Origin of the sequence: Streptomyces sp. NBC_00178 (assembly GCF_036206005.1) — a bacterium.
GTDB lineage: Bacteria > Actinomycetota > Actinomycetes > Streptomycetales > Streptomycetaceae > Streptomyces.
The window spans coordinates 6,376,900-6,403,053 of record NZ_CP108143.1; the positions used below are offsets into that span (position 1 = coordinate 6,376,900).

At 71.9% G+C, this 26,154-nt stretch carries 23 protein-coding genes; 14 read left to right on the forward strand and 9 right to left on the reverse strand.

The window, feature by feature from the left end; all coding sequences use genetic code 11:
- Positions 1-20 precede the first annotated feature (20 nt).
- Positions 21-926, forward strand: a complete 906-nt coding sequence (locus tag OHT61_RS27870) for an oxygenase MpaB family protein (protein WP_329041998.1) — start codon at positions 21-23, stop codon at positions 924-926.
- On the opposite strand, the gene OHT61_RS27875 is transcribed toward OHT61_RS27870, so the two are convergent.
- Complete coding sequence (locus OHT61_RS27875) at positions 889-1,941, reverse strand: LacI family DNA-binding transcriptional regulator (RefSeq protein WP_329041999.1); 1,053 nt, start codon at positions 1,939-1,941, stop codon at positions 889-891. The two genes, OHT61_RS27870 and OHT61_RS27875, sit on opposite strands and share 38 nt — an antisense overlap.
- 283 nt (positions 1,942-2,224) lie before the next feature.
- Here OHT61_RS27875 and OHT61_RS27880 point away from each other — a divergent pair, with 283 nt between their 5' ends.
- Entirely contained in the window at positions 2,225-3,961 is a 1,737-nt protein-coding gene (locus tag OHT61_RS27880; protein ID WP_329042001.1) for a BCCT family transporter, read from the forward strand.
- A gap of 60 nt (positions 3,962-4,021) precedes the next feature.
- On the opposite strand, the gene OHT61_RS27885 is transcribed toward OHT61_RS27880, so the two are convergent.
- Entirely contained in the window at positions 4,022-4,945 is a 924-nt protein-coding gene (locus OHT61_RS27885) for an FAD-dependent oxidoreductase (RefSeq protein WP_329042002.1), read from the reverse strand.
- Positions 4,946-5,058: 113 nt separating this feature from the next.
- On the opposite strand from OHT61_RS27885, the gene OHT61_RS27890 reads away from it, so the two are divergent.
- A complete protein-coding gene (locus OHT61_RS27890; RefSeq protein WP_329042004.1) occupies positions 5,059-6,699 on the forward strand; it encodes an ABC-F family ATP-binding cassette domain-containing protein in 1,641 nt (546 codons plus the stop codon).
- A gap of 246 nt (positions 6,700-6,945) precedes the next feature.
- Here OHT61_RS27890 and OHT61_RS27895 read toward each other — a convergent pair whose 3' ends face one another.
- Together OHT61_RS27895 and OHT61_RS27900 are read right to left on the reverse strand one after the other, a co-directional pair.
- On the reverse strand, positions 6,946-9,399 hold the full coding sequence (locus tag OHT61_RS27895) for a Tex family protein (RefSeq protein ID WP_329042006.1): 2,454 nt from the start codon (positions 9,397-9,399) through the stop codon (positions 6,946-6,948).
- Positions 9,400-9,627: 228 nt separating this feature from the next.
- The gene (locus OHT61_RS27900; protein WP_329042007.1) at positions 9,628-10,491 is read right to left on the reverse strand and encodes an SCO6745 family protein; all 864 of its coding nucleotides are present in this window, start codon (positions 10,489-10,491) and stop codon (positions 9,628-9,630) included.
- 146 nt (positions 10,492-10,637) lie between these two features.
- Between OHT61_RS27900 and OHT61_RS27905 the strand changes: the two genes are divergently transcribed.
- Positions 10,638-11,594, forward strand: a complete 957-nt coding sequence (locus OHT61_RS27905; RefSeq protein WP_329042008.1) for a GlxA family transcriptional regulator — start codon at positions 10,638-10,640, stop codon at positions 11,592-11,594.
- A gap of 73 nt (positions 11,595-11,667) precedes the next feature.
- Positions 11,668-12,300, forward strand: a complete 633-nt coding sequence (locus tag OHT61_RS27910) for a DJ-1/PfpI family protein (protein WP_329042009.1) — start codon at positions 11,668-11,670, stop codon at positions 12,298-12,300.
- Here the strand turns inward: OHT61_RS27910 and OHT61_RS27915 are convergent.
- Positions 12,290-13,087 (reverse strand): enoyl-CoA hydratase/isomerase family protein, encoded by a 798-nt coding sequence (locus tag OHT61_RS27915; RefSeq protein WP_329042010.1) that lies wholly within the window; start codon positions 13,085-13,087, stop codon positions 12,290-12,292. The two genes, OHT61_RS27910 and OHT61_RS27915, sit on opposite strands and share 11 nt — an antisense overlap.
- An 80-nt stretch (positions 13,088-13,167) precedes the next feature.
- Here OHT61_RS27915 and OHT61_RS27920 point away from each other — a divergent pair, with 80 nt between their 5' ends.
- Both OHT61_RS27920 and OHT61_RS27925 read left to right on the forward strand, forming a co-directional pair.
- On the forward strand, positions 13,168-13,755 hold the full coding sequence (locus OHT61_RS27920) for an HdeD family acid-resistance protein (protein ID WP_329042011.1): 588 nt from the start codon (positions 13,168-13,170) through the stop codon (positions 13,753-13,755).
- A gap of 147 nt (positions 13,756-13,902) precedes the next feature.
- Positions 13,903-14,358: an ATP-binding protein gene (locus OHT61_RS27925; protein ID WP_329042012.1), complete on the forward strand. Its 456-nt coding sequence runs from the start codon at positions 13,903-13,905 to the stop codon at positions 14,356-14,358.
- 25 nt (positions 14,359-14,383) lie between these two features.
- Here OHT61_RS27925 and idi read toward each other — a convergent pair whose 3' ends face one another.
- The 4 genes from idi to galE all read right to left on the reverse strand — a co-directional run bounded on the left by idi (position 14,384) and on the right by galE (position 18,695).
- Entirely contained in the window at positions 14,384-14,977 is a 594-nt protein-coding gene (gene idi, locus OHT61_RS27930) for an isopentenyl-diphosphate Delta-isomerase (protein ID WP_329042013.1), read from the reverse strand.
- Between the two features lie 149 nt (positions 14,978-15,126).
- Positions 15,127-16,368, reverse strand: coding sequence for a bifunctional class I SAM-dependent methyltransferase/N-acetyltransferase (locus OHT61_RS27935; RefSeq protein ID WP_329043406.1), 1,242 nt, complete (start codon positions 16,366-16,368; stop codon positions 15,127-15,129).
- Positions 16,369-16,584: 216 nt separating this feature from the next.
- Positions 16,585-17,526, reverse strand: a complete 942-nt coding sequence (locus OHT61_RS27940) for a cation diffusion facilitator family transporter (RefSeq protein ID WP_329042015.1) — start codon at positions 17,524-17,526, stop codon at positions 16,585-16,587.
- 173 nt (positions 17,527-17,699) lie between these two features.
- A complete protein-coding gene (gene galE / locus OHT61_RS27945; RefSeq protein ID WP_329042017.1) occupies positions 17,700-18,695 on the reverse strand; it encodes a UDP-glucose 4-epimerase GalE in 996 nt (331 codons plus the stop codon).
- Positions 18,696-18,997: 302 nt separating this feature from the next.
- Between galE and OHT61_RS27950 the strand changes: the two genes are divergently transcribed.
- From OHT61_RS27950 to OHT61_RS27980, 7 genes are all read left to right on the forward strand, one after another.
- The gene (locus OHT61_RS27950; RefSeq protein ID WP_329042019.1) at positions 18,998-20,752 is read left to right on the forward strand and encodes a DUF5941 domain-containing protein; all 1,755 of its coding nucleotides are present in this window, start codon (positions 18,998-19,000) and stop codon (positions 20,750-20,752) included.
- Positions 20,749-21,486, forward strand: a complete 738-nt coding sequence (locus tag OHT61_RS27955) for a phosphocholine cytidylyltransferase family protein (protein ID WP_329042020.1) — start codon at positions 20,749-20,751, stop codon at positions 21,484-21,486. Before OHT61_RS27950 ends, OHT61_RS27955 begins: the two co-directional genes overlap by 4 nt.
- Positions 21,474-22,535 (forward strand): iron-containing alcohol dehydrogenase family protein, encoded by a 1,062-nt coding sequence (locus OHT61_RS27960; protein ID WP_329042021.1) that lies wholly within the window; start codon positions 21,474-21,476, stop codon positions 22,533-22,535. The genes OHT61_RS27955 and OHT61_RS27960 overlap by 13 nt, the downstream gene beginning before the upstream one ends.
- A complete protein-coding gene (locus OHT61_RS27965; RefSeq protein WP_329042022.1) occupies positions 22,513-23,292 on the forward strand; it encodes a CDP-alcohol phosphatidyltransferase family protein in 780 nt (259 codons plus the stop codon). The genes OHT61_RS27960 and OHT61_RS27965 overlap by 23 nt, the downstream gene beginning before the upstream one ends.
- 8 nt (positions 23,293-23,300) lie before the next feature.
- Positions 23,301-24,173 (forward strand): glycosyltransferase family 2 protein, encoded by an 873-nt coding sequence (locus tag OHT61_RS27970; protein ID WP_329042023.1) that lies wholly within the window; start codon positions 23,301-23,303, stop codon positions 24,171-24,173.
- A gap of 102 nt (positions 24,174-24,275) precedes the next feature.
- Entirely contained in the window at positions 24,276-25,205 is a 930-nt protein-coding gene (locus OHT61_RS27975; protein ID WP_329042024.1) for an ABC transporter permease, read from the forward strand.
- Complete coding sequence (locus tag OHT61_RS27980; RefSeq protein ID WP_329042025.1) at positions 25,198-25,983, forward strand: ABC transporter ATP-binding protein; 786 nt, start codon at positions 25,198-25,200, stop codon at positions 25,981-25,983. Before OHT61_RS27975 ends, OHT61_RS27980 begins: the two co-directional genes overlap by 8 nt.
- Positions 25,984-26,154 lie beyond the last annotated feature (171 nt).

Consider the following 26,154-nt stretch of genomic DNA (forward strand, 5'->3'; position numbering starts at 1 on the left):
CGATGCCTGGGAGCACCCGCATGAACAGCGCAGGAGACCCCGTCCCGCCCCCGCCGGGCGGCGTCCTGTGGAGTCTCGCCGGCGACATCCGGGGCCTGCTCATGCTGCCCGCGGCCCTCACCCTCCAGGTCGCCCACCCGGCCGTCGGTGCCGGAGTCGACGACCACTCCGTGTTCCGCACCGACCCGTGGGGGCGCGGGGAGCGGTCCCTGCGCTCGCTCCAGCTCTGGGTGTACGGGGGAGAGGAGGCCGCGCAGGAGGGGCGCAGGCTCAGAAGGCTGCACCGCACCATCCAGGGCACCGACACCAGGGGCCGCCCGTACCACGCGCTGACGCCGTCGAACTACGCCTGGGTCCACGCCACGGGCTTTCCCGTCTACCAGCACGCCTCGCGCTACCTGGTCCGCCCGCTCACACAGGCGCAGGAGCGCGCCCTGTACCGGGAGTGGCTCCAGGTCGGCCGCGTCCTCGGGCTCAGGGACGCGGACATGCCGCCGACGATCGAGGAGTTCTGGCCCTACTACCGGGCCATGCTGGCCGAGGAGGTGGAGGCCACGACCGTCGTACGGGAGCTGGTGGACGTGGACGCCCCGGTGCCGCCGCCCGACCGGGGGCCGCTCGCCCTGCGGCTTGTCCTACGAGCCGCGTGGCCGCTTCTGCTGCCGCCTCTCGCACGGTTCCGCCGCTTCGTCACCGTCGGACTGATGCCGCCGGACGCCCGCGAGGCCATCGGGCTCGACTGGACTCCCCGGCAGGAGCGGCGGCTCCGGCGGTTCGGGGCGGTGGTCCGGGCGGTCGTGCCGCTGCTCCCGGAGCGGTTGCGCTACCTGCCGCGTGCCCGCTCCGCCCGTGCCGCCCGGCGGGCCGGGCAGGGGCGGTGGCGACAGGTCAGGCCGACGCCCGGCGGATCAGCTCCGTCGCAGTGACGACCGACTCGGGCCATGTCCCGGTGTCGCTGTTCAGCCGCTCCATGAGCAGACGCACCATCAGCCGCCCCATGCCCTCGACGTCCTGACGGATCGTCGTCAGCGGCGGCTCGGTGGCGGCGGCCACCGACGTCATGTCGTCGAAGCCGACCACCGCCACGTCCTCGGGCACCCGTACGCCCCGCTCGCGCAGCACGCGCAGGGCGCCCGAGGCCATCAGATCGTTGGACACGAAGACCGCGTCCAGGTCGGGGTGGGCGTCCAGCAGCCCCGCCATGGCCCGGGCCCCGCCCTCGACGGTGAAGTCGCCGTCCGTGATCAGCTCCGTCCCCGCGTCCGGAAGGACGTCGTGGTAACCGTCGATCCGGTCGAGCGCCGACGTCTGGTCACGGGGCCCGGCGATGTGCGCGATGCGCCGCCGGCCGAGCGAGACCAGATGGCGCACGGCGTCGCGTGCACCGCCTCGGTTGTCGCAGTCGACGTACGGCACGCGGGGCGCGTCCCCGGCCCCCTCGGCCGGATGCTCCGGGCGGCCCCCGTACACCGTGGGAACCCGGAACCGCCTGATGATCGAGGGCAGTTCGTCGTCCGTGTGCAGGGAGAAGGCGAGCACGCCGTCCACGTGTCCGCCGGCCAGGTAACGGGTGACGCGGTCGAAGTCGCCGCTGCCCTCGACCAGCAGCAGTACCAGCTGCGCGTCGTGCGCGTTGAGTTCGCGGCTGATGCCCCGTATCTGGCGGGAAAAGAACGGGTCGGAGAACACCCGGAGCTCGGGTTCGTCGATGATCACCGCGACGGCGCCGTTGCGCCGGGTGACGAGCGTCCGCGCGGCGTGGTTCGGGATGTAGCCGAGTTCGTCGACCGCCTTGCGTACCTGGTCCACCAGCGGCTGGCGCACGCCCGCACCCCCGTTGACGACCCGGGACGCCGTCGCCCGGGAAACCCCGGCGCGGGCTGCCACTGCTTCCAGGGTGGGCCGAACGTCACGCTGCGGATCAGGGATCGGGTCGGGCAAGGGTCGCTCCTCGTACACGCGTGCCCCGGCGGGGAACGGCTGGAACCGGCGGGTTCGGCACGGACGCTCCAGCCTATCCGCCCCGCCGGACGAGCAGGCGCCCGAGCCTCCCGGCCCTTCGGCTCGTACGGCAACGGCCGGTGGTTCCGCGCGAACGGCTGCCTCGAGGCGGTCACGCGGGAACGGCCGCGCGTGTACCGCTCGGCGGTCCCCGTGGATGCGCGCCGAGTGTGGTACTGCCTACGGAGAGCGAAATATTCGCATTGCCTGAAAGGTGCCATTTGTGTCACACGACGAGCAGAGAAGGGGTGGGCGAGGGGAGTATCTGCCGGTCACGGCCGAACTGCCCACCGATCCGCACCACGGACGCCGTGCCTCGACCGACCGAGTGGTGTTCGGCGTCTCCGCGGTCCTCACCGTCGCCTTCGTGATCTGGGGCTCCACGGCCACCGACTCGCTGACGGACGTGTCGGACAGTCTGCTCACCGGGCTGATCCACAACGGCGGCTGGGCCTTCATCCTGGCGGCCTCCGGATTCGTGATCTTCGCCCTCTGGCTCGCGATCAGTCGCTACGGGCGGATCTCGCTCGGTCAGGACGGGGAGAAGCCCGAGTTCCGCACGGTCTCCTGGGTGGCGATGATGTTCAGCGCCGGCATGGGTATCGGCCTGATGTTCTACGGGGTGAGCGAGCCGCTGGCCCACTTCGTCAACCCACCCCCCGGCACGCACCCCGCAGACGCCGCCGAGGCGGAGCAGACGGCGATGGCGACCACTCTCTTCCACTGGACGCTCCACCCCTGGGCGATCTACGCGGTCGTCGGCCTGGCCATCGCGTACAGCGCCTACCGCCGGCACCGGCGCCAGACCATCAGCGCGGTCTTCATCCCGCTCATCGGCGAGCGGCACTCCCACGGGGCCGTCGGCCGGATCATCGACATCCTCGCGATCTTCGCGACCCTCTTCGGCTCCGCCGCCTCGCTGGGGCTCGGGGCACTGCAGATCGGCAGCGGCTTCGAGGAACTCGACTGGATGGAGAAGACCGGGACGGGCATGCTCGTCGCGATCATCGGGGTCCTCACGGCGGCCTTCGTCGCATCGGCCGTCTCCGGTGTGGAGAAGGGCATCCAGTGGCTCTCCAACATCAACATGGTGCTCGCGCTGATCCTGGTGGTCTTCGTGTTCGTCGTCGGCCCCACCATCATCATCCTGGATCTGCTGCCCACCTCGATCGCGGCGTACTTCGGTGACCTCGCCCAGCTCGTCGGCCGGACCGAGGCGACCGGGGAGGGGGACGTCGCCGACTGGCTCGCCAGCTGGACGGTCTTCTACTGGGCCTGGTGGATCTCCTGGACGCCCTTCGTCGGGATGTTCATCGCCCGGATCAGCCGCGGCCGCACGATCCGGCAGTTCGTCGGCGGCGTGATCCTCGTGCCCAGCACGGTCAGCCTGATCTGGTTCGCGGTGTTCGGCGGCTCCGCGATCGAACTGCAGCGCAACGGGCAGCTCAAGGGCGTCGGTGACACCCCGGAGGCCCAGCTCTTCGGCGTTCTGCACGAATACCCGATCGCCACCGTCATGAGCATCCTGGTGATGGTCCTGGTCGGCATCTTCTTCGTCTCCGGCGCCGACGCGGCGTCGATCGTGATGGGCACGCTCTCCCAGAAGGGTGTCCTCGAACCCGCCAAGTGGGTCGTCATCTTCTGGGGCGTCGTGACCGGAGCCGTCGCGGCGGTCATGCTGCTCATCGGCGACGGGCAGGGGGACGCCCTGGCGGGGCTGCAGAACTTGACCATCCTGGTGGCCGCGCCCTTCACCATCGTGATGATCGGGATGTGCGTCGCGCTCATGAGGGATCTGCGCCAGGACCCGATGATCGTCCGCAGGGAGTTCGGTGTGGAGGCGGTCGAATCGGCGGTCATCGAGGGCCACGCCAAGTACGACGGCGACTTCGAGATCCGCATCGGCCCCGGGTCCGAGGTCACCAGCGACGAACGCCACAGGCCCGAGCCGCCCGCCTGAGCCGGTGGCGGCGGCGCCGGCTCCCGCGACATCGCCGCCCCGGTGCGGACGGGCCGAGGCTCAGGGCACCAGCCGGGCCGCGGCGTGGGCGCACCCCCGGGCGACGGTCACGCCCGCACCACCGTGACCGTAGTTGTGCACCAGCAGCCCGCCGCCAGGCAGTTCCTCCGCCTCGATCCGCACCCCGGCGTCCCGGGCCGGCCGCAACCCCACGCGGTGGCCGATCACACGTGCCCCGGCAATCTCCGGCCGCACCCGCGCGCAGCGCGCCACGATCTCCCCGGCCGTGACCGGGTCGGGTTCCGCGCGTTCGTCGCCGGTCTCCGCGGTCCCGCCCAGCACCAGGCCGCCCGGCTGGGGGAAGAAGTAGGTCGTCGCGCTCGACACCGGATCCGCCCGGGTGAACCACTCGTCGATGCCAGGGTTCTCCACCACCACCAGCTGGCCCCGCACCGGGTGCACCCCGGGGTCCGGGACGAGTTCCCGGGCGCCCAGCCCGGCGCAGTTGACCACCACGGGTGCCTCCGCCGCGGCTTCGGCGAAGCCGCCCACGGTACGCCGTTCGACCACACCCCCGGCCGAGGCCAGCCGCTCCTCCAGCCAGCGCAGATGGACGGGCATGTCGATCAGCGGGAGGGTCACCCGCAGTCCCTGGGGCACCTCGGCGACCCCGGTCAGCCCGCGGGCCCACGCCCCCAGGGCCGACAGCCGCTCGCCCCCGTGCACTCCGGCGACCATCCGCACGCCGGTCTCCCCGGGGGACGACGACAACTCCTCGTACACCCGCAGAGTGTCGAGCGACCACCTGCCGATCGATTCCTCGGGTTCGATCCGGTACGGCCACCACAAGGCACCCGCCACCGCCGAAGTGGTATCCGAGGACGCCTCCCGCGACCAGACCCGGACCCGCAGTCCCCGCTCCGCCAGCAGCAGCGCCGTGGTCAGTCCGCTGACCCCGCCGCCCACCACGATCACGTCCGCCACCGCGCCACCCCGTCCTCGCTCCGCCCGCGCCCGCCGGGACCCGGGCAGGCCATGGTCGCACCGCGGTCCAGCCGGGAGAAGGGCCGCCCGGGTTCGTTAGGATCGTCAGCCTGATGACTGCCACTCTCGTCGCCAAGGAACTCGCCGCCGGGCACGGCGACCGCACACTCTTCGCCGGACTCGACCTCGTGGTCGCGCCCGGCGACGTGATCGGTCTCGTCGGAGCCAACGGCGCGGGCAAATCCTCGCTGCTCCGTCTGCTCGCCGGCCTCGACCGGCCGGAGGAGGGGGAGCTGCGGCTCTCGCCGCCCTCCGCCACCGTCGGCCACCTCCCGCAGGAGCCCGAACGCCGTGCGGGCGAGTCCGTGCGGGAGTTCCTGGCCCGCCGGACCGGGGTCGCCGACGCACAGACCGCCATGGACGCCGCGACACAGGCCCTGGTCGACGGAACACCCGGCGCCGACGACGCGTACTCCGAGACGCTGGAGCGCTGGCTCGCACTGGGTGGCGCGGACCTGGACGAACGCGCCGAGGAGGTGGCCGCCGAACTCGGGCTGACCGTCGGTCTCGACCTCCCCATGACGGCGCTCTCGGGCGGACAGGCGGCCCGCGCGGGCCTCGCCTCCCTGCTCCTCTCGCGCTACGACGTCTTCCTGCTCGACGAACCCACCAACGATCTGGACCTCGACGGTCTGGAACGCCTGGAGCGCTTCGTCTCCGGGCTCCGGGCCGGCACGGTCGTCGTCAGCCACGACCGCGAGTTCCTCATGCGCACCGTCACCAAGGTCCTGGAACTCGACCTCGCCCAGCAGCAGATCAATCTCTACGGCGGTGGTTACGCGTCCTACCTGGAGGAGCGCGAACGCGCCCGCACCCATGCCCGCGAGGAGTTCGAGGAGTACGCAGACAAGCGCTCCGCGCTCGAAGGCCGTGCACAGATGCAGCGGGGCTGGATGGACAAGGGCGTCAAGAACGCCCGCCGCAAGGCGACCGACAACGACAAGATCGGCCGCAAGTTCCGCAGCGAGGCCAGCGAGAAGCAGGCCGCGAAGGCCAAGCAGACCCAGCGCATGATCGAGCGACTCGACGTCGTCGAGGAGCCGCGCAAGGAGTGGGAGCTGCGGATGGAGATCGCCTCGGCTCCGCGCTCGGGCTCCGTGGTCGCCACCCTCCGCGACGCCGAGGTGGCCCGCGGCGGCTTCTCCTTCGGCCCGGCCACCCTGCAGATCGACTGGGCGGACCGGGTCGCCATCACCGGTGCCAACGGTGCCGGGAAGTCCACGCTGCTGGCGGCCCTCCTGGGGCGCCTCCCGCTGGACTCGGGCCACGCCACGCTCGGCTCGGGAGTCGTGGTGGGCGAGGTCGACCAGGCGCGCAAGCTGTTCCACGGCACGGAGAGCCTGCTGGACGCCTTCTGCGCGGCGGTCCCCGACACCGAGCCGGCCGAGGTGCGCACCCTGCTGGCGAAGTTCGGCCTGCGCGCCGCCCACGTGCTGCGCCCCGCCACCACGCTCTCGCCCGGCGAACGCACCCGCGCCGGCCTGGCCCTGCTGCAGGGCAGGGGGGTCAACCTGCTGGTCCTGGACGAGCCCACGAACCACCTGGACCTGCCGGCGATCGAGCAGCTGGAGTCGGCGCTGGAGTCGTACACGGGCACTCTGCTGCTGGTCACGCACGACCGGCGGATGCTGGAGGCCGTCCGCACGACCCGCCGTGTCGAGGTGGCCGACGGCAAGGTCACCGAGGCCGCCTGACGGACGCGGGTCCGCCCGCCCCGGCTCCGGGGCGGGCGGACCTTTCGCAGGGAGGGGCGGGTCCAACCGGCTGGGGAGAAGCCCGGACGGGGAGCGGACGCGGTCGGTCCGCCGTTCCCGCACCGGTCCGGCAGCCGGTCGGTCCGCTCGGGCACGACGTCCGAAGCGGTGCGGGACTCCCGTCACGCCGTCCGGGCGCCTCGGCGCCCGTACCGTTGCGGGACTCCCGGCACCCCTCCGTACGCCTCAGCGCCCGGAACCGCCCTTGTCTGACCCGCCGGTCAGCCCGGCGCGCCGCAGGGCGTCGGCCATCGCGCTGTTGGCCGGCGCCGCGGCGGGACGTGCCGCGCCTCCGCCACCGCCGCCCCGCCGGTCACGGCGCTGAGCGCCGCCACCCTGGCGGTTCTCCTGGCCCTGCCCCTGTCGCTGCCGTGGCGGACGCTCGCCGCCGCCCTGACCGGTCCGCTCGCCGCGCTCGCGCTTCGGGCCCTTTCCACCGCTCTGCCCGCCGCCCTGTCCGGCCGACGCCTCGTCGTCGAGCCTCAGCGACAGGGAGACCCGCTTGCGCGGGATGTCGACGTCCATGACCTTCACCCGCACGATGTCGCCCGGCTTCACGACGTCCCTGGGCTCCTTGACGAACGTGCGCGACATCGCGGACACGTGCACGAGACCGTCCTGGTGCACGCCGATGTCGACGAACGCGCCGAAGGCGGCGACGTTCGTGACGACCCCCTCCAGCACCATTCCCGGGGCCAGGTCGGCGAGCTTCTCGACGCCCTCCTTGAACGTGGCCGTCCTGAACGCGGGCCGCGGGTCGCGCCCGGGCTTCTCCAGCTCCTTCAGGATGTCCGTGACCGTGGGGAGACCGAACTTCTCGTCGACGAAGTCGTCCGGCCGCAGCGAGCGCAGCGTGTCCGTGTTGCCGATCAGCGAGGCGACGTCCCCGCCCGTCCGCTTCACCATCGTCCGCACCACGGGGTACGCCTCGGGGTGCACGCTCGACCCGTCCAGCGGGTCGTCGCCGCCCCGGATCCGGAGGAAGCCGGCGCACTGTTCGTAGGCCTTCGGTCCCAGCCGCGCCACGTCCTTGAGCGCCCGGCGGGAGCGGAACGGGCCGTTCGTGTCGCGGTGCGCCACGATGTTCTCGGCGAGACCGGAACCGATGCCGGACACCCGCGAAAGCAGCGGTGCCGAAGCGGTGTTGACGTCGACGCCCACACCGTTCACGCAGTCCTCGACCACGGCGTCCAGGGAACGCGACAGCTTCACCTCGGACAGGTCGTGCTGGTACTGCCCGACGCCGATCGACTTCGGGTCGATCTTGACCAGCTCGGCCAGCGGGTCCTGCAGCCGGCGGGCGATCGACACCGCACCGCGCAACGACACGTCCATGTCGGGGAGTTCCTGCGAGGCGAACGCCGACGCCGAGTAGACCGAGGCGCCGGCCTCCGACACCATCACCTTGGTGAGCTTCAACTCGGGGTGCTTGTCGCACAGTTCGCCCGCGAGCTTGTCCGTCTCGCGGGACGCCGTGCCGTTCCCGATCGCGATCAGGTCGACCTGGTGCTCCCTCGCGAGGCGCTCCAAGGTGGCGAGTGACTGATCCCACTTGTTCGCCGGCACGTGCGGATGGATGACGTCCGTGGCGACGACCTTGCCGGTCGCGTCCACGACGGCCACCTTCACACCCGTCCGGAAGCCGGGGTCGAGCCCCAGCGTCGCCCGGGTACCGGCCGGCGCGGCGAGCAGCAGGTCACGCAGGTTGGACGCGAAGACCCGTACGGCCTCGTCCTCCGCCTCCGTGCGCAGCCGCAGCCGCATGTCGATCCCGAGGTGCACGAGGATCCGGGTGCGCCAGGCCCAGCGCACGGCGTCGCCGAGCCACTTGTCGCCCGGGCGCCCGCGGTCGGCGACACCGAAACGCCGGGCGATCATGTTCTCGTACGACGAAGGCCCGGGCGTGTCCGACGGCTCCTCCGGTTCGAGGACCAGGTCGAGCACGTCCTCCTTCTCCCCCCGCAGCATGGCGAGGACCCGGTGCGAGGGCAGCGCGGTGAACGGTTCGCTGAAGTCGAAGTAGTCCGCGAACTTCGCACCCGCCTCCTCCTTGCCGTCCCGCACCTTCGCGACCACCCTGCCCCGCGACCACATGCGTTCGCGCAGCTCGCCGGTGAGGTCGGCGTCCTCCGAGAAGTGCTCGGCCAGGATCGAACGGGCGCCCTCCAGGGCCGCTGCGGCGTCGGCCACGCCCTTGTCCGCGTCGACGTACGCCGCCGCCGCGACGAGCGGGTCCACGGACGGGTCGGCCAGCAGGCCGGTCGCCAGGGGCTCCAGACCGGCCTCGCGTGCGATCTGGGCCTTCGTCCTGCGCTTCGGCTTGAACGGCAGGTAGATGTCCTCGAGCCGCGCCTTCGTGTCGGCCGCACGGATCCGAGCTTCGAGCGCCTCGTCGAGCCTGCCCTGCTCGCGTACGGAGTCCAGGACCGCCGCACGGCGGTCCTCGAGTTCCCGCAGGTACCGCAGCCGCTCCTCGAGCGTGCGCAGTTGCGCGTCGTCGAGCATCTCGGTCGCTTCCTTGCGGTAGCGCGCGATGAACGGCACGGTCGACCCGCTGTCGAGCAAGTCGACGGCCGCCTTCACCTGACGCTCGCGTACGCCGAGTTCCTCGGCGATCCTGCCTTCGATGGACGTCGTCACGGTTCTACCGACTCGCCTTCTCGTACTGGCTGTGCTGGCTGTGCCACGGGGGTGCTCCACACTCCCGTGGGCACCTTCGCCTGCATTGTGCCGGGTCGCCGGGTGCCGTGTCGCGTGACCTCGTCGATGGCGGCCCGCCCGTCACGGTGGACAGGGCCGGCCGGGCGCTGCGGCCCTCGCCGCGGCGCGAGGTGCCGCGGCGGGGGGCCGTGCCGTACGCCCGTGAGGTCAGCCCCGGCCGACGAGGTCGTCCGGGAACGCGCCGGCGGAGGCCGCGGTGAACAGGAACCCGCGCGCCAGTTCGGTGAGCCGGGCCACGCCGTCGGCGCCCAGGTGCTCGTACGGCGCCGCGTCCATCCGGTCCGTGGCCTCCTCCAACTCCTCCCTGAGCGCGGTGCCCGCGTCGGTCAGGTCGCCTTCGGCGTCCAGGACGCCGCGGCTCCGCAGCCGCTCGACCGCCGCGTCCCAGTCCGTGCGCCGCCAGCCGCGCGTGGCGAGGACCCAGCGGGGTGACGTGCCCTTACCGGTCGCGGTGTGACTGACCAGGGCCTCCATCGGGTCGAGACCCGCCGAGAGCAGGGCGGCCAGGTGGCCGTCGCCGCGGTGCTCCCGCAGCAGCGTCGCCGCGTGCCAGTACGCCAGGTGCGGCTCGTCCGGCACCGCCAGGTCGGCGTGGGCCGCGTAGAGCGGACGGGCCTGGCGGGTGCAGGCCTCGGCCGCCCGCAGCGCCAGCCGGGCGGCCTCCGCCATCTCCGGGGAGGTGACGGCCTCCTCGCCCAGTACCCGGCGCAGCGTCGAGTCGGCGGCCCTCAGCCGTGCGTCGAGCGCGGCCTCAGGGGTGATCCGCGACCAGACGGAGGGCAGATGGCGGGCCACCAGCACGTGGTTGAAGTTGTAGAAGGTCGAGGTGACGGTGCCCGCGCCGACGGCGCCCAGGGCCGCGCCGCGCGAGGCGAAGTAGACGGCGCTCGGGTCCTCGATGCCGAGCTCTCCGAACTCCCTGCCGAGGTCGGGGGAGAAGTAGACGCAGGAGTGCATCGGGTTGAGGGCGTTGTGGCAGCGGCGTCCGGCGCGCGGGGGGAGAGTGCTCATGCCCGCACGTTACCGACTGGTTGGTACGTCCGGTACCCCAGGGGTCGCGAGGACCGTACGGCACCGGCCGCCCGGCCGCCGCATGGCAGGAAAGGTGGGAAGCTCGTCATTGCGGCCACCGCCCGGAGCCTCGGAGACTGAGGGACATGAAGCAGCGATCCGTGCTCGTCGTCCTCTTCGACGGCGTCCAGAGTCTCGACGTGAGCGGCCCGGCGGAGGTCTTCGCCGGGGCCTCCCGGTTCCCCGGGATCTCCTACGACCTGCGGACCGCCTCGCTGGACGGCGCTCCCGTGCGCTGCTCCAGCGGGCTCACCCTCGTGCCCGACGGCACGCTCGCCGACGCCCCGGTGCCGGACCTGCTCCTCGTGCCCGGCGGCGCCGGGACCAGGACGCCGGACCCGGCCCTGGTCGACTGGCTGCGCGCCCACGCGCCGTCGGCCGGCCAGCTGGTCTCGGTCTGCACCGGCGCCCTGCTCCTGGCCGAGGCGGGCCAGCTCGACGGCCACCGGGTGACGACGCACTGGTCGGTCTGCGAGATGCTCGCGCGGACTCATCCGGCGGTCCGGGTCGACCCGGACCCGATCTTCGTGCGTGACGGAAGGCTGGCCACCTCGGCCGGCGTGACCGCGGGGATCGATCTCGCGCTGGCGCTGGTGGAGGAGGAGCACGGCAGGCAGGTGGCGCTGAGCATCGCCCGCCACCTCGTCGTGTTCCTGCGGCGCCCGGGGAACCAGGCCCAGTTCAGTGCCCAGCTCACCGCCCAGACCGCCGCCCGCGAACCCCTGCGCGAGGTCCAGCACTGGATCACCGGGCATCCGGAGGCCGACCTCTCGGTGGAGGCGCTCGCGGCGCGGGCCAGGCTCTCGCCCCGCCACTTCGCCCGCGCCTTCCAGGCCGAGACGGGCCTGACACCCGGCCGGTACGTCGAGCGCGTACGCATCGAACAGGCGCGCAGGCTGCTGGAGGACACCACCGACTCGGTCGCCGGGATCTCCCGGGCCAGCGGTTACGGCACCCCCGAGGCGTTGCGCCGCGCCTTCCTCAGGGCCCTCGGCACCGCGCCCGCCGAATACCGGCGCCGCTTCCGCTCCCAGCCCGTCTGACCCTCCGCCCGACCACCCGCGCGACCCACGACCGGGCGGGCCCGGCACGCCCGCACCGACGAGAGGACCCACCATGCAGATCGCCATCGTGCTCTTCGACCGCTTCACGGCACTCGACGCCGTCGGTCCGTACGAGATGCTCAGCCGGGCTCCCGGTGCCGAGACCGTCTTCGTCGCCGAGCGCGCGGGTGCCGTGCGCAACGACAGCGGAAGCCTCTCGCTCGTCGCCGGCCGCACGCTCGCCGACGTACCCGACCCGGACCTGGTGATCGTGCCGGGCGGCCCGGGGCAGAGCGACCAGATGGACAACGAGACCCTGCTCGGATGGCTGCGCACGGCGGACGCCACCAGCACCTGGACCACCTCGGTGTGCACGGGATCGCTGCTCCTCGCCGCGGCGGGGCTGCTGCGGGGCCGCAGGGCGGCCTCCCACTGGCTCGCCCTCGACGCGCTGAGCACCTACGGGGCCGAGCCCACGGGCGAACGCGTCGTCCTCGACGGCAAGTACGTCACCGCCGCCGGTGTCTCCGCCGGCATCGACATGGGTCTCACCCTGCTCGGCACCATCGCCGGCGACGACCACGCCCGGTCCGTCCAGCTGCTGACCGAGTACGACCCGCAGCCGCCCTACGACGCGGGGTCCCCGCACAAGGCGCCTGCGTCCCTGGTCGAGGAGTGGCGTGCGAAGAGCCGGTTCACGGCGTAGTCCCGGTCTCCGTCCGCCCCGTCGTCCAGGTGAAGCGGGGAGCGCGGCGCTCCAGGAAGGCGGCGACCCCCTCGGCGGTGTCGCCGCTGTCCTGCGCCTGCCGGGACCAGTACGCGTCCCGGTCCTCGCGGCCGTCGGCGAACTCCTTCGCCGCCGCCTGCGTCAGCTGCGAGCGCGAGGCCAGGATCCGGGCGAACGCCCGCACCCGGCCGTCCAGTCCGCCCGCGGGCAGGACCTCGTCGACCAGGCCGGTCCGCAGAGCCCGCTCCGTGCCGACGAGCTCGCCCGAGAACAGCAGGTACTTGGCGGCGGCGGGGCCCACCAGCGACACCAGCCGCCGCGTGGAGGACGACGGGTAGACGATCCCCAGCTTGGCCGGGGTGACGCCGAAGGACGCGCCCTCCTCGGCGAACCGCAGGTCGCAGGCGGCCGCGAGCTGGCTGCCGCCGCCCACGCAGTAGCCGCGCACGGCGGCCAGCGTGGGCCGGGGGAAGGCCGCGAGGGCCTCCTCGGCCAGGACGGCGAGGGCCTGCGGCCGCCCGCCGGGAGCGCGGAGGGACGCGATGTCCGCTCCCGCGCAGAACGTGTCGCCCGCTCCGGTGAGCACGAGGACACGCACAGCGGAGTCGGCGGCCAGCTCCCGCAGGAGCACCGGCAGCGCCTGCCACATGCCGGAGGTCATCGCGTTGCGTTTCGCGGGGTTGCTGATGACGACGGTGGCCACGCCGTCCACGACGGTGTGCTCCAGCCGCGGCTCCGTGTGCGCCGGCCGCTCCGTGAGGTCCATGCGCCGGATGCTATCCGCAGGGCTCGAACCTATGATCAAGAAGGGGTCCCGAAGCGATCACGCACCGTCAGGAGCCGCTGATGTCCGGACCCACGGCCGAGGGCAGGAAGCTGAACCGCAGCTTCGGCGCACTGGCGCTCCTGGGCGCCCTGCTGGTCGTCGCGGGGCTCGTCGGCCTCGTCTACACGGCCGTCGCCACGCTCACCTCGATGATCCTCTTCGGCTGGCTGCTGCTCGTCGGCGGCCTCGTCGGCCTGCTGCACGCCGTGCAGGCGCGCGGCACCCCGTACTTCTGGCTCGGTGTGGTGGTCGCCGCGCTGAACATCGCGGCCGGTGTCGTGGTCATCCGGAATCCGGTGGGGACCGCCGAGGCGCTCACGATGTTCGCCGCGCTGCTGTTCCTCACCGGGGGAGTGTTCCGGCTGGTCGGCAGCGTCGTCGTCCGGGGCCCGCAGTTCGGCTGGACCCTGCTCCAGGGTGCCTTCGGACTGCTGCTCGGGGTGCTGGTGCTCGTGGACTGGCCCCACAACAGCCTGTACGTGCTCGGCTGCTTCTTCTCGCTGGCCCTGCTGTTCGACGGGCTGGGACTGGTCGCGATCGGGGTGGGCGGGCGACGCGTCGTCAGCATGGTGACGGAGCAGATGGCGCCCGAAGGGGACGAGAAGTAGTCCATTCACCTGACGCTGTCATACCCAAACGATCAAATTGACTCCTTAATTGACCACTTACGGTCAGTGCTGCGGTCCGGACCATCCTGTTCCCGACACTCGTTACCCGATGGTCAGCGAGGTCGATTCGAGAGCGGGTGCCGGTCCATGGAGAGCCGCGGGAGTGTTCCGGCCCATCCGGTGTCGTACGAGGGGGTGTGGCGCTTCACCGCCCCGGCCGTGGACGCCTCGGTGCCCCAGGCCCGGCACGCCGTGCGTGATCTGCTGAACAGACAGGGGGTGCCGGTCGAGGACGAGATCCTCCAGGGTCTGCTGCTCATCGTCTCGGAGCTCGTCACGAACGCGGTCCGGCACGCGGCCCTGCTCTCGCCCGAGCTCGCCGTCGAGGTGGCCATCGGCGCGGAGTGGATCCGGGTGTCCGTCGAGGACAACCACCCCTACCGCCCCACGGCCCTCGTCACCGACTACGGGCAGACGGGCGGCCGGGGGCTGTTGCTGGTGCGCGAGATCACCGCGGAGGCGGGAGGCACCTGCGACGTGGAGCACACCGCGGGCGGCGGCAAGATCATCTGGGCGGCGCTGCCCCTCACGGCACAGCTCTGACCGCCCCGGCGCCCCCGTAGCCGCGTCACCAGCCCGCGGACGTACCCGTCAGCTCCCGGATCGCGGGCCGCGCGGCGTCCAGCACCGTCATGAACCACGCCGAGAACGGCGCCGCCGCGTGCCGCTCCGCCAGCTCGGCGGCGCTCACGAAGGCCGTCTCCCCGACCTCCTCCGCGTCCGGCCGCAGCTCCTCCTGCGCCAGCCCGACGAACAGGTGGTTGAACTCCTGCTCGACCAGGCCCGACACGGGATCGGGATGGTTGTAGCGGACCGTGCCCGCGGTCGCGAGCAGCGAGGGCGAGATGCCCAGCTCCTCGTACGTACGCCTGGCGGCGGCCGCGAACGGCGCCTCCCCGGGGTACGGATGGCCGCAGCAGGTGTTCGACCAGACGCCGGGGGAGTGGTACTTGCCGAGGGCCCGGCGCTGCAGCAGCAGCCGCCCCTGCTCGTCGAAGAGGAAGACGGAGAACGCCCGGTGCAGCTGACCGGGGGCCTGATGGGCCGCGAGCTTCTCCGCGGTGCCGATGGTGGTGCCGCTCTCGTCGACCAGTTCGAGCATGATCGTGTCTGCTGTGCCGTTCGACGCGCTGTGCGCCGCGGTGGCTGGTGTGGTCGGCATACCCATCCTTCGCTTTGGTTCCCGGCCTTGTGCGCCGGACCCCTCGAGTGCGGTCAAGTCTGCCGTACAAAAGCCGCTTGTCCGCGCTTCGGGGGCTGGCATGTCCGTTCCGCCGCCCGCCCCCGGAGGGCGGTGGAACGGACATCGCCTCAGACGCCGAAGGCTTCCGGATAGTGGATCGTGCCCACCGGGACCTGCGCGGAATCGTCGAGCACCAACGCCATGAACGCCTCGTCGGGCACGTCGAAACCCGGGACGATCCCGAACCGCGAGGCCGGCAGGAAGCCGAAGGCCGGGTAGTACTCGGGATGACCGAGCACCAGAACGAGTGACTCGCCCCGCAGCCTCGCCGCGTCCAGCACCGCCCGCACCACCGCGCGGCCCGCGCCCCGGCGTTGGTGGTCCGGTGCCGTCGAGACCGGAGCCAGGGCGAGTGCGGGCGCGTCCCCGACCGTGCACCGGGTCAGCAGGGCGTGGGCCGCGACGGAACCGTCCTCCGCCTCGGCCACGTAGGAAAGACCGGGCAGCCAGGCGCCGGGATCGTCGCGCAGCGCGTCGACCAGACCGGCCTCGGCGGGCGTCGGGAACGCGGCGGCGACGACGGCGCGCACCGCGTCACGGTCCCCCGGCGCCTCCGGGCGGGTCCGCCAGCGGGGATCATGAGGCCGCAGCACATAGCCCGCGTACCCGTACTCCGTGCCGTGCCGGGCACGCACCGCGAGTTCCTCGCGGGTGGCCTCCAGCGCTCCGGCCATCCCCGGGGCCGAGGCATCGGCACCGGCGACCCGCTCGGCGAGCGGGACGTAGTACTCGTCCCAGTCGTCGTCGGGCTGCACCAGCACCCCGAGCACGTGGCAGCCCGCCGCCACGGCCGCCGCCGTGTTCCCCGCGACGGGGCGGAGCGAGGCCTGCCGGTCCCAGAAGGCGCGGGCCCCCGCCGACGGGGAGTCCGTGGTCCAGGCGCACTCGGTGATCACCAGGCAGCCGCCGGGTGCGAGGAACCGCTGCCAGTCCCTCACCGCGGTGTCGAAGCCGACGATGTAGGCGGAACCCTCCGCCCAGACGAGGTCGAAGGAGCCGTCGGCGGCATCGGGCCCGCCGAGGCCGGCCATGTCGGCCCGTACGGTGCGGATGCGGTCATCGAGCCCCCGGGCCCGTGCGGCCTCGGCGAGCTCGTCGAGGAACGGCTGGTGCAGATCGACCGCCGTCACCCGCGCACCCGCCTCGGCGGCGAGCAGCAGAGCGGCCCTGCCCGGGCCGCAGCCCAGGTCCAGGACGCGCGGGTGTGGCGGCAGCGGGCCCGCGAGCGCGAGGAGACGCCGGGTGGTGGCATCCGATCCCGGGCTCTGCCGGGGCAGCCGGTCGTGAAGGGCGAAGAAGGCGTCGTGCATGGGGTCGGTCAACGTCGGAACCCTTGTGTGAGAGGGCTCCGGCCGGACGGCCCGGCGTCAGCCGAGCGGTCGGCCGGTCACCCGGAAGATGAGGAAGGACCGGTCGCTGCGCGGGGCAGCCGTCGTCGCGACGGTCATCGACCTCAGCTCCTTCACTCTTCACGGGCTCCGGACCCGGAGACACGCGCAGACCCTAGCACCGGGACCGGCCGGTGGTCAGTGGCAGAGCCGCGACTCGTGCTCCGCGTGCCCGCTGGGCTCCAGCTGGAAGGTGCAGTGCTCGACGTCGAAGTGATGTCCGAGGCATCCCTGAAGGTCGTGCAGCACCTTCTCGTGCCCTATCGAGTCGAGCATCTCCTGGTGCACCACGACGTGGGCGGAGAGGACGGGCATCCCCGAGGTGATCGTCCAGGCGTGCAGGTCGTGGACGTCCAGGACGCCGGGCAGCGCCGTGATGTGGGCCCGCACCTTCTCCATGTCGACCCCCTTGGGAGCCGACTCCAGCAGCACGTCGAGAGTCTCCCGGAGGAGTCTGACCGTACGGGGGACGATCATCAGCCCGATCAGGAGCGAGGCGATGGGGTCGGCGGCCTGCCAGCCGGTGGCGACGATGATGCCCGCCGCCACGAGCACCGTGACGGAGCCGAGGGTGTCGGCGACGACTTCCAGATAGGCGCCGCGCACGTTGAGGCTGTCCCGCTGCCCGCGCATCAGCAGGGACAGCGAGACCACGTTCGCGAGCAGACCAACGGCGGCGAACGCGATGGCCAGACCGCCCCTCGTGTCCGCCGGCGTCATGAAGCGTTGGACGGCTTCGAAGACCAGGTAGCCGCCGACACCCAGCAGGAGCAGACAGTTCGCGAGGGCGGCGAGGATCTCGGCGCGTGCGTAGCCGAAGGTGCGGTTGGGGCTCGCGGGCTTGTTGGCGAAGTGGATGGCCAGGAGGGCCATGCCGAGGCCCAGGGCGTCGGTCGCCATGTGGGCCGCGTCCGCGATCAGCGCCAGCGAGTCCGCGAGCAGCCCGCCGACGATCTCCATGACCATGACGCCGAGCGTGATGCCCAGGGCCACCCGGAGCCGGCCCCGGTACGCGGCGGCGGCCGTCCCCGTGGGGGGCGGTCCGCCGTGCGCGTGCCCGTGATCGTGGCCTGCCCCCATGAGACCGCCTCCGTAGACCCGTCGTGTCCTTCGGACAGTCGAACGCCTCTCGCCCGATGCCGCCAGTGAACTACGGGGGGCGGGTACGGGGCAACACGGCACTGAACACCGTTGTCATGTGCCCTGACCTGCGGAAACGTCCGCAGGTCAGGGCGCCGACGTGGTGCGGGGTGCTACGTCGCGGCGCGTGCCCCGGGGTGCAGGAGGCACCAGCCCTCCCAGGCCGACTCCACCATCTCGCGCATCCCGCGCCGGGCCGTCCAGCCCAGTTCCTCCGTCATCCGGGCGGCCGACGCGACGGCCATGGCGGCGTCCCCCGGCCGGCGTGCCTCGATCACGGGCGTCGCGGGCAGACCGGTGACCTCCAGCACCAGCTCGGCCAGCCGGCGCACCGAGACGCCCTCGCCCCGCCCGATGTTCACGGTGAGGTCCCCGCCGGTCCCGGCCGCCGCGTCCCGGTCGAGCCGTCCGGCGACGGCGAGATGCGCGTCCGCCAGGTCGGCGACGTGGATGTAGTCGCGGACGCAGGTGCCGTCCGGCGTCGGGTAGTCGTCACCGAAGATGCGGGGCGCCTCGCCCCTCGTCAGCCGGTCGAAGAACATGGGGACGACGTTGAAGACGCCGGTGTCCGCCAGCTCCGGCTCGCCCGCGCCGGCCACGTTGAAGTACCGCAGGCAGGCCGTCGAGATGCCGTGGGCCCGGCCCGTGGCCCGGACGAGCCACTCCCCGGCGAGTTTGGTCTCGCCGTACGGGTTGATCGGCGCGCAGGGGGTCTCCTCGGTGATGAGGTCGGTGTCCGGGACGCCGTACACCGCTGCCGACGACGAGAAGAGGAACCGCCCCACACCCGCGGCGACCACGGCCTCCAGGAGCACCGACAGCCCCGTGACGTTCTCCCGGTAGTACATCAGCGGCTTCTCGACGGATTCGCCGACCTGCTTCTTCGCCGCGAGGTGCACCACACCGGTCACCGCGTGCTCGGCCAGCACCCGGTCGACCACGGCGCGGTCGGACGCCGAACCGCGCACCAGGGTGATGTCCGCGGGCAGCCGGACGTCGATCCCGGTCGAGATGTCGTCGAGGACGACGACCCGCTCCCCGGCCTCCTTCATGGCTTTCGCCACATGTGCCCCGATGTATCCGGCTCCGCCTGTGATCAACCACGTCATACGCGTCAGCTTAGGCGCTGTCCGGACGCGGTTTGTGGGGCGAGGTGTTGATCGACGATGATGATCGGAAACGGCTCCGCATGATGGCCGGATCGCCCGAACGGACCACAAACGGCCGGTGAACTCGGCCTTCCGTTCATCCGATAGCCTCAGCCGACGTGCCGCCGGCCCACCTCGGGGCCGCACTGTCGCGCGCCGTCCCCAGTGCCAAGGAGTGAGTTCGTCTGTCGACCGCCATCCTCACCGGTGCGCCGGTACCCGGGTCGTCGCTCGAGGACGATCTGAGGTCACTCGGCTTCGAGGTGACTGCCGCCGCCGACGCCTCCGAGGCCGCCGAGCTGCTCGCCGCAGTCCCCGCCAACAGACGCGTCGCGCTCGTGGACCCGCGCTTCGTCGGCCACGTCCACGCCCTCAGGCTCGGACTCACCGACCCCCGGTTCCCCGTCGCCGCGATCCCCGGAGCACTCACCGCACGGCCCGAGGCACGCGCCGCGGCACTGCGGGCCCTGCACCGGACCGTGACGCCCGTCGGAGTGGGCAGCCCCGCCCTGCCCGACGGTGCCGCGACCCCCGCCGAGGACCCCACGGTCCCCGGCCGCCTGGCCGCCGAGCTGGCCGCCGAGGGCACCGAGGTGAAGCGCCCCGAACTGGGCTCGCTCACCGCCGCGGTGCCCACCGGCCCCGAGGACCGCGGCGCCGCGCGGGCCGCGGTGGACGCGGTCGACGACGAGGCGGTACGGCTGCGCAGCGCGGTGAAGGCCCACGACGGCTTCTTCACCACCTACTTCATCAGCCCCTACTCGCGCTACATCGCCCGCTGGTGCGCCCGCCGGGGCCTCACCCCGAACCAGGTCACCACCGCTTCGCTCATCACCGCGCTCATCGCGGCCGGCAGCGCGGCGACCGGAACCCGGGGCGGTTACGTCGCGGCCGGGGTGCTCCTGCTCCTCTCCTTCGTCCTGGACTGCACGGACGGGCAGCTCGCCCGGTACTCCCTGCAGTACTCGACGATGGGGGCGTGGCTCGACGCGACCTTCGACCGGGCCAAGGAGTACGCCTACTACGCGGGCCTCGCCCTGGGGGCCGCCCGCGGCGGCGACGACGTGTGGGTGCTGGCGCTCGGCGCGATGGTGCTCCAGGCGTGCCGCCACGTCGTCGACTTCTCGTTCAACGAGGCCAACCACGACGCCGTGTCCAACACCAGCCCGACCGCCGCGCTCTCCGACAAGCTGGACAGCGTCGGCTGGACGGTCTGGCTGCGCCGGATGATAGTGCTGCCCATCGGCGAACGATGGGCCATGATCGCCGTGCTGACCGCCGTGACCACGCCTCGCATCGTGTTCTACGCCCTGCTGATCGGCTGTGCGCTGGCCGCCTGCTACACCACGGCGGGCCGGCTCCTGCGTTCGCTGACCCGCAAGGCGCAGCGCACCGACCGCGCGGCCGGGGCGCTGGCCGACCTGGCCGACTCGGGGCCGCTCGCGCAGGGCGTCGCCGCCGTGCTCCGCCGCCCGGGCGGCGGCTTCACCGCCCCGCTGCTGGCGTTCGCCGGAGCCCTGGCCGTGGTCGCCGCAGCCCTTTTCGCCCCCTACGGCGGACTGCTGACCGTAGGTGCCGCAGTGGTCTACGCGATCCTCTCCGGCCTCGCGGTCTCCCGGCCGCTCAAGGGCGCGCTCGACTGGCTCGTGCCCCCGGTCTTCCGGGCCGCCGAGTACTGCACCGTTCTCGTGCTGGCCGCCCGCAGTGACGTGCCGCACGCCGTTCCCGCGGCCTTCGGCCTGGTTTCGGCGGTCGCCTACCATCACTACGACACGGTCTACCGCATCCGGGGTGGCACCGGCGCACCGCCCCGGTGGCTGGTGCGCACCATCGGCGGGCACGAAGGCCGGACCCTGGTCGTGGCCGTGCTCGCCGTCGTACTGACCAGCGGTTCAGGTTTCACCACGGCGCTCACCGCGGTCGCGGCCGCCGTGGCCCTGGTGGTGCTCGTGGAGTCCATCCGCTTCTGGGTGTCCTCCTCGGCGCCCGCCGTACACGACGAAGGAGAACTCGCATGATCGGCCTCGTACTGGCTGCCGGCGCCGGACGCCGTCTGCGTCCGTACACGGACACGCTGCCGAAGGCCCTGGTGCCCGTGGACGGCGAGAAGACGGTCCTCGACCTCACGCTGGCCAACTTCGCCGAGGTCGGACTGACCGAGGTCGCGATCGTGGTCGGCTACCGCAAGGAGGCGGTCTACGCCCGCAAGGCCGAGTTCGAGGCCACGTACGGCGTGAAGCTGACGCTGATCGACAACGACAAGGCCGAGGAGTGGAACAACGCCTACTCCCTGTGGTGCGCCCGTGAGGTCCTGAAGCAGGGCGTCATCCTGGCCAACGGCGACACCGTGCACCCCGTCTCCGTCGAGAAGACCCTCCTGGAGGCCCGCGGCGAGGGCCGGAGGATCATCCTCGCGCTCGACACGGTGAAGAACCTCGCCGACGAGGAGATGAAGGTCATCACCGACGGCGAGAAGGGCGTGCGCCGCATCACCAAGCTGATGGACCCGGCCACCGCGACCGGCGAGTACATCGGCGTGACGCTCATCGAGCCCGAGGCCGCCGAGGAGCTCGCCGACGCGCTGAAGGCGACCTTCGAGCGCGACCCCGACCTGTACTACGAGGACGGCTACCAGGAGCTCGTGAACCGCGGCTTCACGGTCGACGTCGCCCCCATCGGCGAGGTGACGTGGGTGGAGATCGACAACCACGACGACCTGGCCAGGGGCAGGGAGATCGCGTGCCGGTACTGACCCGCCTCATCCCGTCCCCCGTCGTCGTCGACATCCGGCGCGGCGCCATGGACGACCTGGCCGGTCTCCTCGCCGACCAGCGGATCTCCGCGTCGGGCAAGCTCGCCATCGCCATCAGCGAGGGTTCAGGGCGCGCCCTGCGCGAGAGGCTCGCCCCGGTGCTGCCCGGCGCCGACTGGTACCCCGTCACCGACGGCACCATCGACTCCGCCGTGCGGCTCGCCGACGGCATCAAGGGCAACCGTTACGACGCGCTGGTGGGCCTCGGCGGCGGAAAGATCATCGACGTGGCGAAGTACGCCGCGGCGCGCGTGGGCATGCCCATGGTCGCGGTCGCGACGAACCTCTCCCACGACGGCCTCTGCTCCCCGGTGGCCACCCTGGACAACGACAACGGACGGGGCTCCTACGGCGTCCCGACGCCGATCGCCGTCGTCATCGACCTCGACGTGATCCGCGAGGCGCCCGAACGCTTCGTGCGCTCCGGCATCGGCGACGCGGTCTCCAACATCTCCTGCGTCGCCGACTGGGAGCTCGCCCACGAGGTGCAGGGCGAGGAGATCGACGGTCTCGCCGCGGCCATGGCCCGGCAGGCCGGCGAGGCCGTGCTCCGCCACCCCGGCGGGGTCGGCGACGACGCCTTCCTCAAGGTGCTCGCGGAGGGCCTCGTCCTGACCGGCATCTCGATGTCGGTCGCCGGCGACTCCCGGCCCGCGTCGGGCGGCTGCCACGAGATCAACCACGCCTTCGACCTGCTGTACCCGAAGCGGGCCGCCAGCCACGGCGAGCAGGTCGGCCTCGGCGCCTGCTTCGCGATGCACCTGCGCGGTGCCCGCGAGGAGTCGCGGCACATGGCGTCCGTCCTGCGCCGCCACGGGCTGCCCGTGCTGCCCGAGGAGATCGGTTTCACCGTCGACGAGTTCGTGCGGGCCGTCGAGTACGCGCCGCAGACGCGTCCGGGCCGCTTCACGATCCTGGAACACCTCAACCTGTCCACCGACCAGATCAGGGACGCGTACGCCGACTATGCAAAAGCCATCCATAGCTGAACTCCGCCCCGTCGTTCACCCCCCGGGCGTGAAGGACCGGCGCAGTGGCGAGCACTGGGCTGGTCGGCTCTACATGCGCGAGGTCTCGCTGCGCATCACCCGGCGGCTGGTGGTCACCAGGATCACACCGAACCAGCTGACCTACGTGATGACCGTCGCCGGCGTGCTCGCGGCGCCCGCCCTGCTGCTCCCCGGCATCCCCGGGGCACTGCTCGGCGTGGTCGCGGTCCAGCTCTACCTGCTGTTCGACTGCGTCGACGGCGAGGTGGCCCGCTGGAAGAAGCAGTACTCGCTGGGCGGTGTCTACCTGGACCGGGTGGCCGCGTACCTGTGCGACGCCGCGGTGCTGGTCGGCTTCGGTCTGCGTGCCGCCGACCTGTGGGGTCCGGGGCGCGTCGACTGGCTGTGGGCCTTCCTGGGCACCCTCGCCGCGCTCGGCGCGATCCTGATCAAGGCCGAGACCGACCTCGTCGGTGTCGCCCGCCACCAGGGCGGGCTCCCGCCCGTCAAGGAGGCGGCGTCCGAGCCCCGCTCCTCCGGCATGGCGTTCGCCCGCCGGGCCGCCGGCGCGCTCAAGTTCCACCGGCTGATCCTCGGCATCGAGGCGTCGTTCGTCATCCTGGTCGCGGCCGTCCTCGACACCGTCAGGGACGACTTCTTCTTCAGCCGTCTCGCGGTCGCCGTCCTGGCGGGCATCGCCCTGCTCCAGACCGTCCTGCACCTGGTGTCCATCCTGGCGTCCAGCAGGCTGAAGTGAGCTCTCCCATGAAACTCGGCGCGGTGATCATCACCATGGGCAACCGCCCCGAGGAACTGCGTGCCCTCCTCGATTCGGTCGCCAAGCAGGACGGTGACCGGATCGAGGTGGTCGTCGTCGGGAACGGCGCCCCCGTCCCCGACGTGCCCGCGGGCGTGCGCACCGTCGAACTGCCCGAGAACCTGGGCATCCCCGGCGGCCGCAACGTCGGCATCGAGGCCTTCGGGCCGTCCGGGGCCGACGTCGACGCGCTGCTCTTCCTCGACGACGACGGCCTGCTGCCGAACACGGACACCGCCGAGCTCTGCCGGCAGGCGTTCGAGGCGGACCCGAAGCTCGGCGTGGTCACCTTCCGCATCGCGGACCCGGACACCGGCGTCACCCAGCGTCGGCACGTGCCGAGGCTGCGGGCGTCGGACCCCATGCGCTCGTCCCGGGTCACGACCTTCCTGGGAGGCGCGAACGCCGTGCGCAGCCAGGTGATCGCGGAGGCGGGCCCGCTGCCCGGCGAGTTCTTCTACGCCCACGAGGAGACCGACCTCGCCTGGCGTGCCCTGGACGCGGGCTGGATGATCGAGTACCGCGCGGACATGGTCCTGAACCACCCCACCACGGCGCCGTCGCGGCACGCGGTCTACCACCGCATGGTGGCCCGCAACCGGGTGTGGCTGGCCCGCCGCAACCTGCCCGCGCCGCTCGTCCCCGTCTACACCGGGGTCTGGCTGCTGCTCACCCTTGTGCGCAAGCCCTCACTGCCCGCTCTGCGTGCATGGTTCGGTGGTTTCCGGGAAGGGTGGACGACGCCCTGCGGACCCCGCCGGCCCATGAAGTGGCGTACGGTGTGGCGGCTGACGAGACTGGGCCGCCCACCGGTGATCTGAGAGGCTCTTCCTCTGAGAACATGAGCCGTATTCATTCGTACGGGGACCCTGTCCGCCTCGGCCGCGCCTGGCTGCGCATTGTGAAGACGAGAGTTCTTAACTGTGAGTGACACGACCCATGACGGAGGGATCGCACTGAGCACCCCACCGTCCGCCGACGCGGGACTCAGTCCGTCCCAGTTGGCCGAGAAGTACGGCCTGACGGTGAGCGGCGCCCGCCCCGGGCTGTTCGCGTACGTACGGCAGCTCTGGGGCCGCCGGCATTTCATCCTGGCCTTCTCGCGAGCCAAGCTGACGGCGCAGTACAGCCAGGCGAAGCTCGGCCAGCTGTGGCAGGTGGCCACGCCGCTGCTGAACGCGCTGGTCTACTTCCTGATCTTCGGGCTCATCCTCGGAACGTCGAGGGGGATGCCGCAGGAGGTGTTCATCCCGTTCCTGGTGACGGGTGTCTTCGTCTTCACCTTCACCCAGAGTTCGGTGATGGCGGGGGTGCGCTCGATCGCGGGCAACATCGGTCTCGTCCGGGCGCTGCACTTCCCCCGGGCCTCGCTGCCCGTCTCGTTCTCGCTGCAGCAGCTGCAGCAGCTGCTGTACTCGATGATCGTGCTGGTCTCCGTGGCCGTGGCGTTCGGCAGCTATCCCAGCCTCTCCTGGCTGCTGGTCGTCCCCGCACTGGCCCTGCAGTTCCTGTTCAACACCGGCCTGGCGATGATCATGGCCAGGCTGGGCAGCAAGACCCCCGACCTCGCCCAGCTGATGCCGTTCGTCATGCGCACCTGGATGTACGCCTCGGGCGTCATGTTCTCGATCCCGGTGCTGCTCGCGGACAAGCCGCAGTGGATCGCGAACGTGCTCCAGTACAACCCGGCGGCCATCTACATGGACCTGGTCCGCTTCGCGATGATCGACGGATACGGCGCGGACAACCTTCCGCAGCACATCTGGATAGTCGGTCTCGCCTGGGCGGTGCTGGTGGGCGTCGCGGGCTTCGTGTACTTCTGGAAGGCAGAGGAGCGGTACGGCCGTGGCTGAGGAATCGCCCCAGGGGCACATCCCGACCGTGATCGCGGACGACGTGCACATCGTCTACCGGGTCAACGGCGCGAGCGGAGGGAAGGGCAGCGCCACCGCCGCGCTGAGCCGCATGATGCGCCGCGGCAAGGGGGAGCCGCGCGGTGTGCGCAAGGTCCACGCGGTGCGCGGGGTGTCCTTCACCGCCTACCGCGGCCAGGCCATCGGGCTCATCGGCACCAACGGCTCGGGCAAGTCCACGCTGCTGCGCGCCATCGCCGGCCTGCTCCCGACCGAGCACGGCAAGGTCTACACGGACGGCCAGCCGTCGCTGCTCGGTGTCAACGCGGCGCTGATGAGCGACCTCACCGGTGAGCGCAACGTCGTCCTCGGCGGTCTCGCGATGGGCATGAGCCGGGAGGAGATCCGCAGCCGGTACCAGGACATCGTGGACTTCTCCGGGATCAACGAGAAGGGCGACTTCATCACGCTGCCGATGAGGACGTACTCCTCCGGCATGGCGGCGCGGCTGCGCTTCTCGATCGCGGCGGCCAAGAACCACGACGTCCTCATGATCGACGAGGCGCTGGCCACCGGTGACCGCAAGTTCCGGGTGCGCTCCGAGGAGCGGATCCGCGAGCTGCGCAAGGAGGCGGGCACCGTCTTCCTGGTCAGTCACAACAACGGGACCATCCGGGACACCTGTGACCGTGTGCTGTGGCTGGAGAAGGGCGAGCTGCTGATGGACGGCGCGACCGAAGAGGTCCTCAAGGCCTACGAGCGGGAGACCGGCAAGTAGTCGTCGCGTCCGCGTGGCCCCCGCCGGAACGCTCCGGCGGGGGCCACGCGCTGTCCGCCCGCGGACGTGTGCGGATGCGGGACGGACCCGGGGGCGAACTCCTCCCGGCGGATGACGTCAATCACCGCGCGTCAGGGGAACGTTGGCGGCGGACGGGGTGTTGTACCAGGG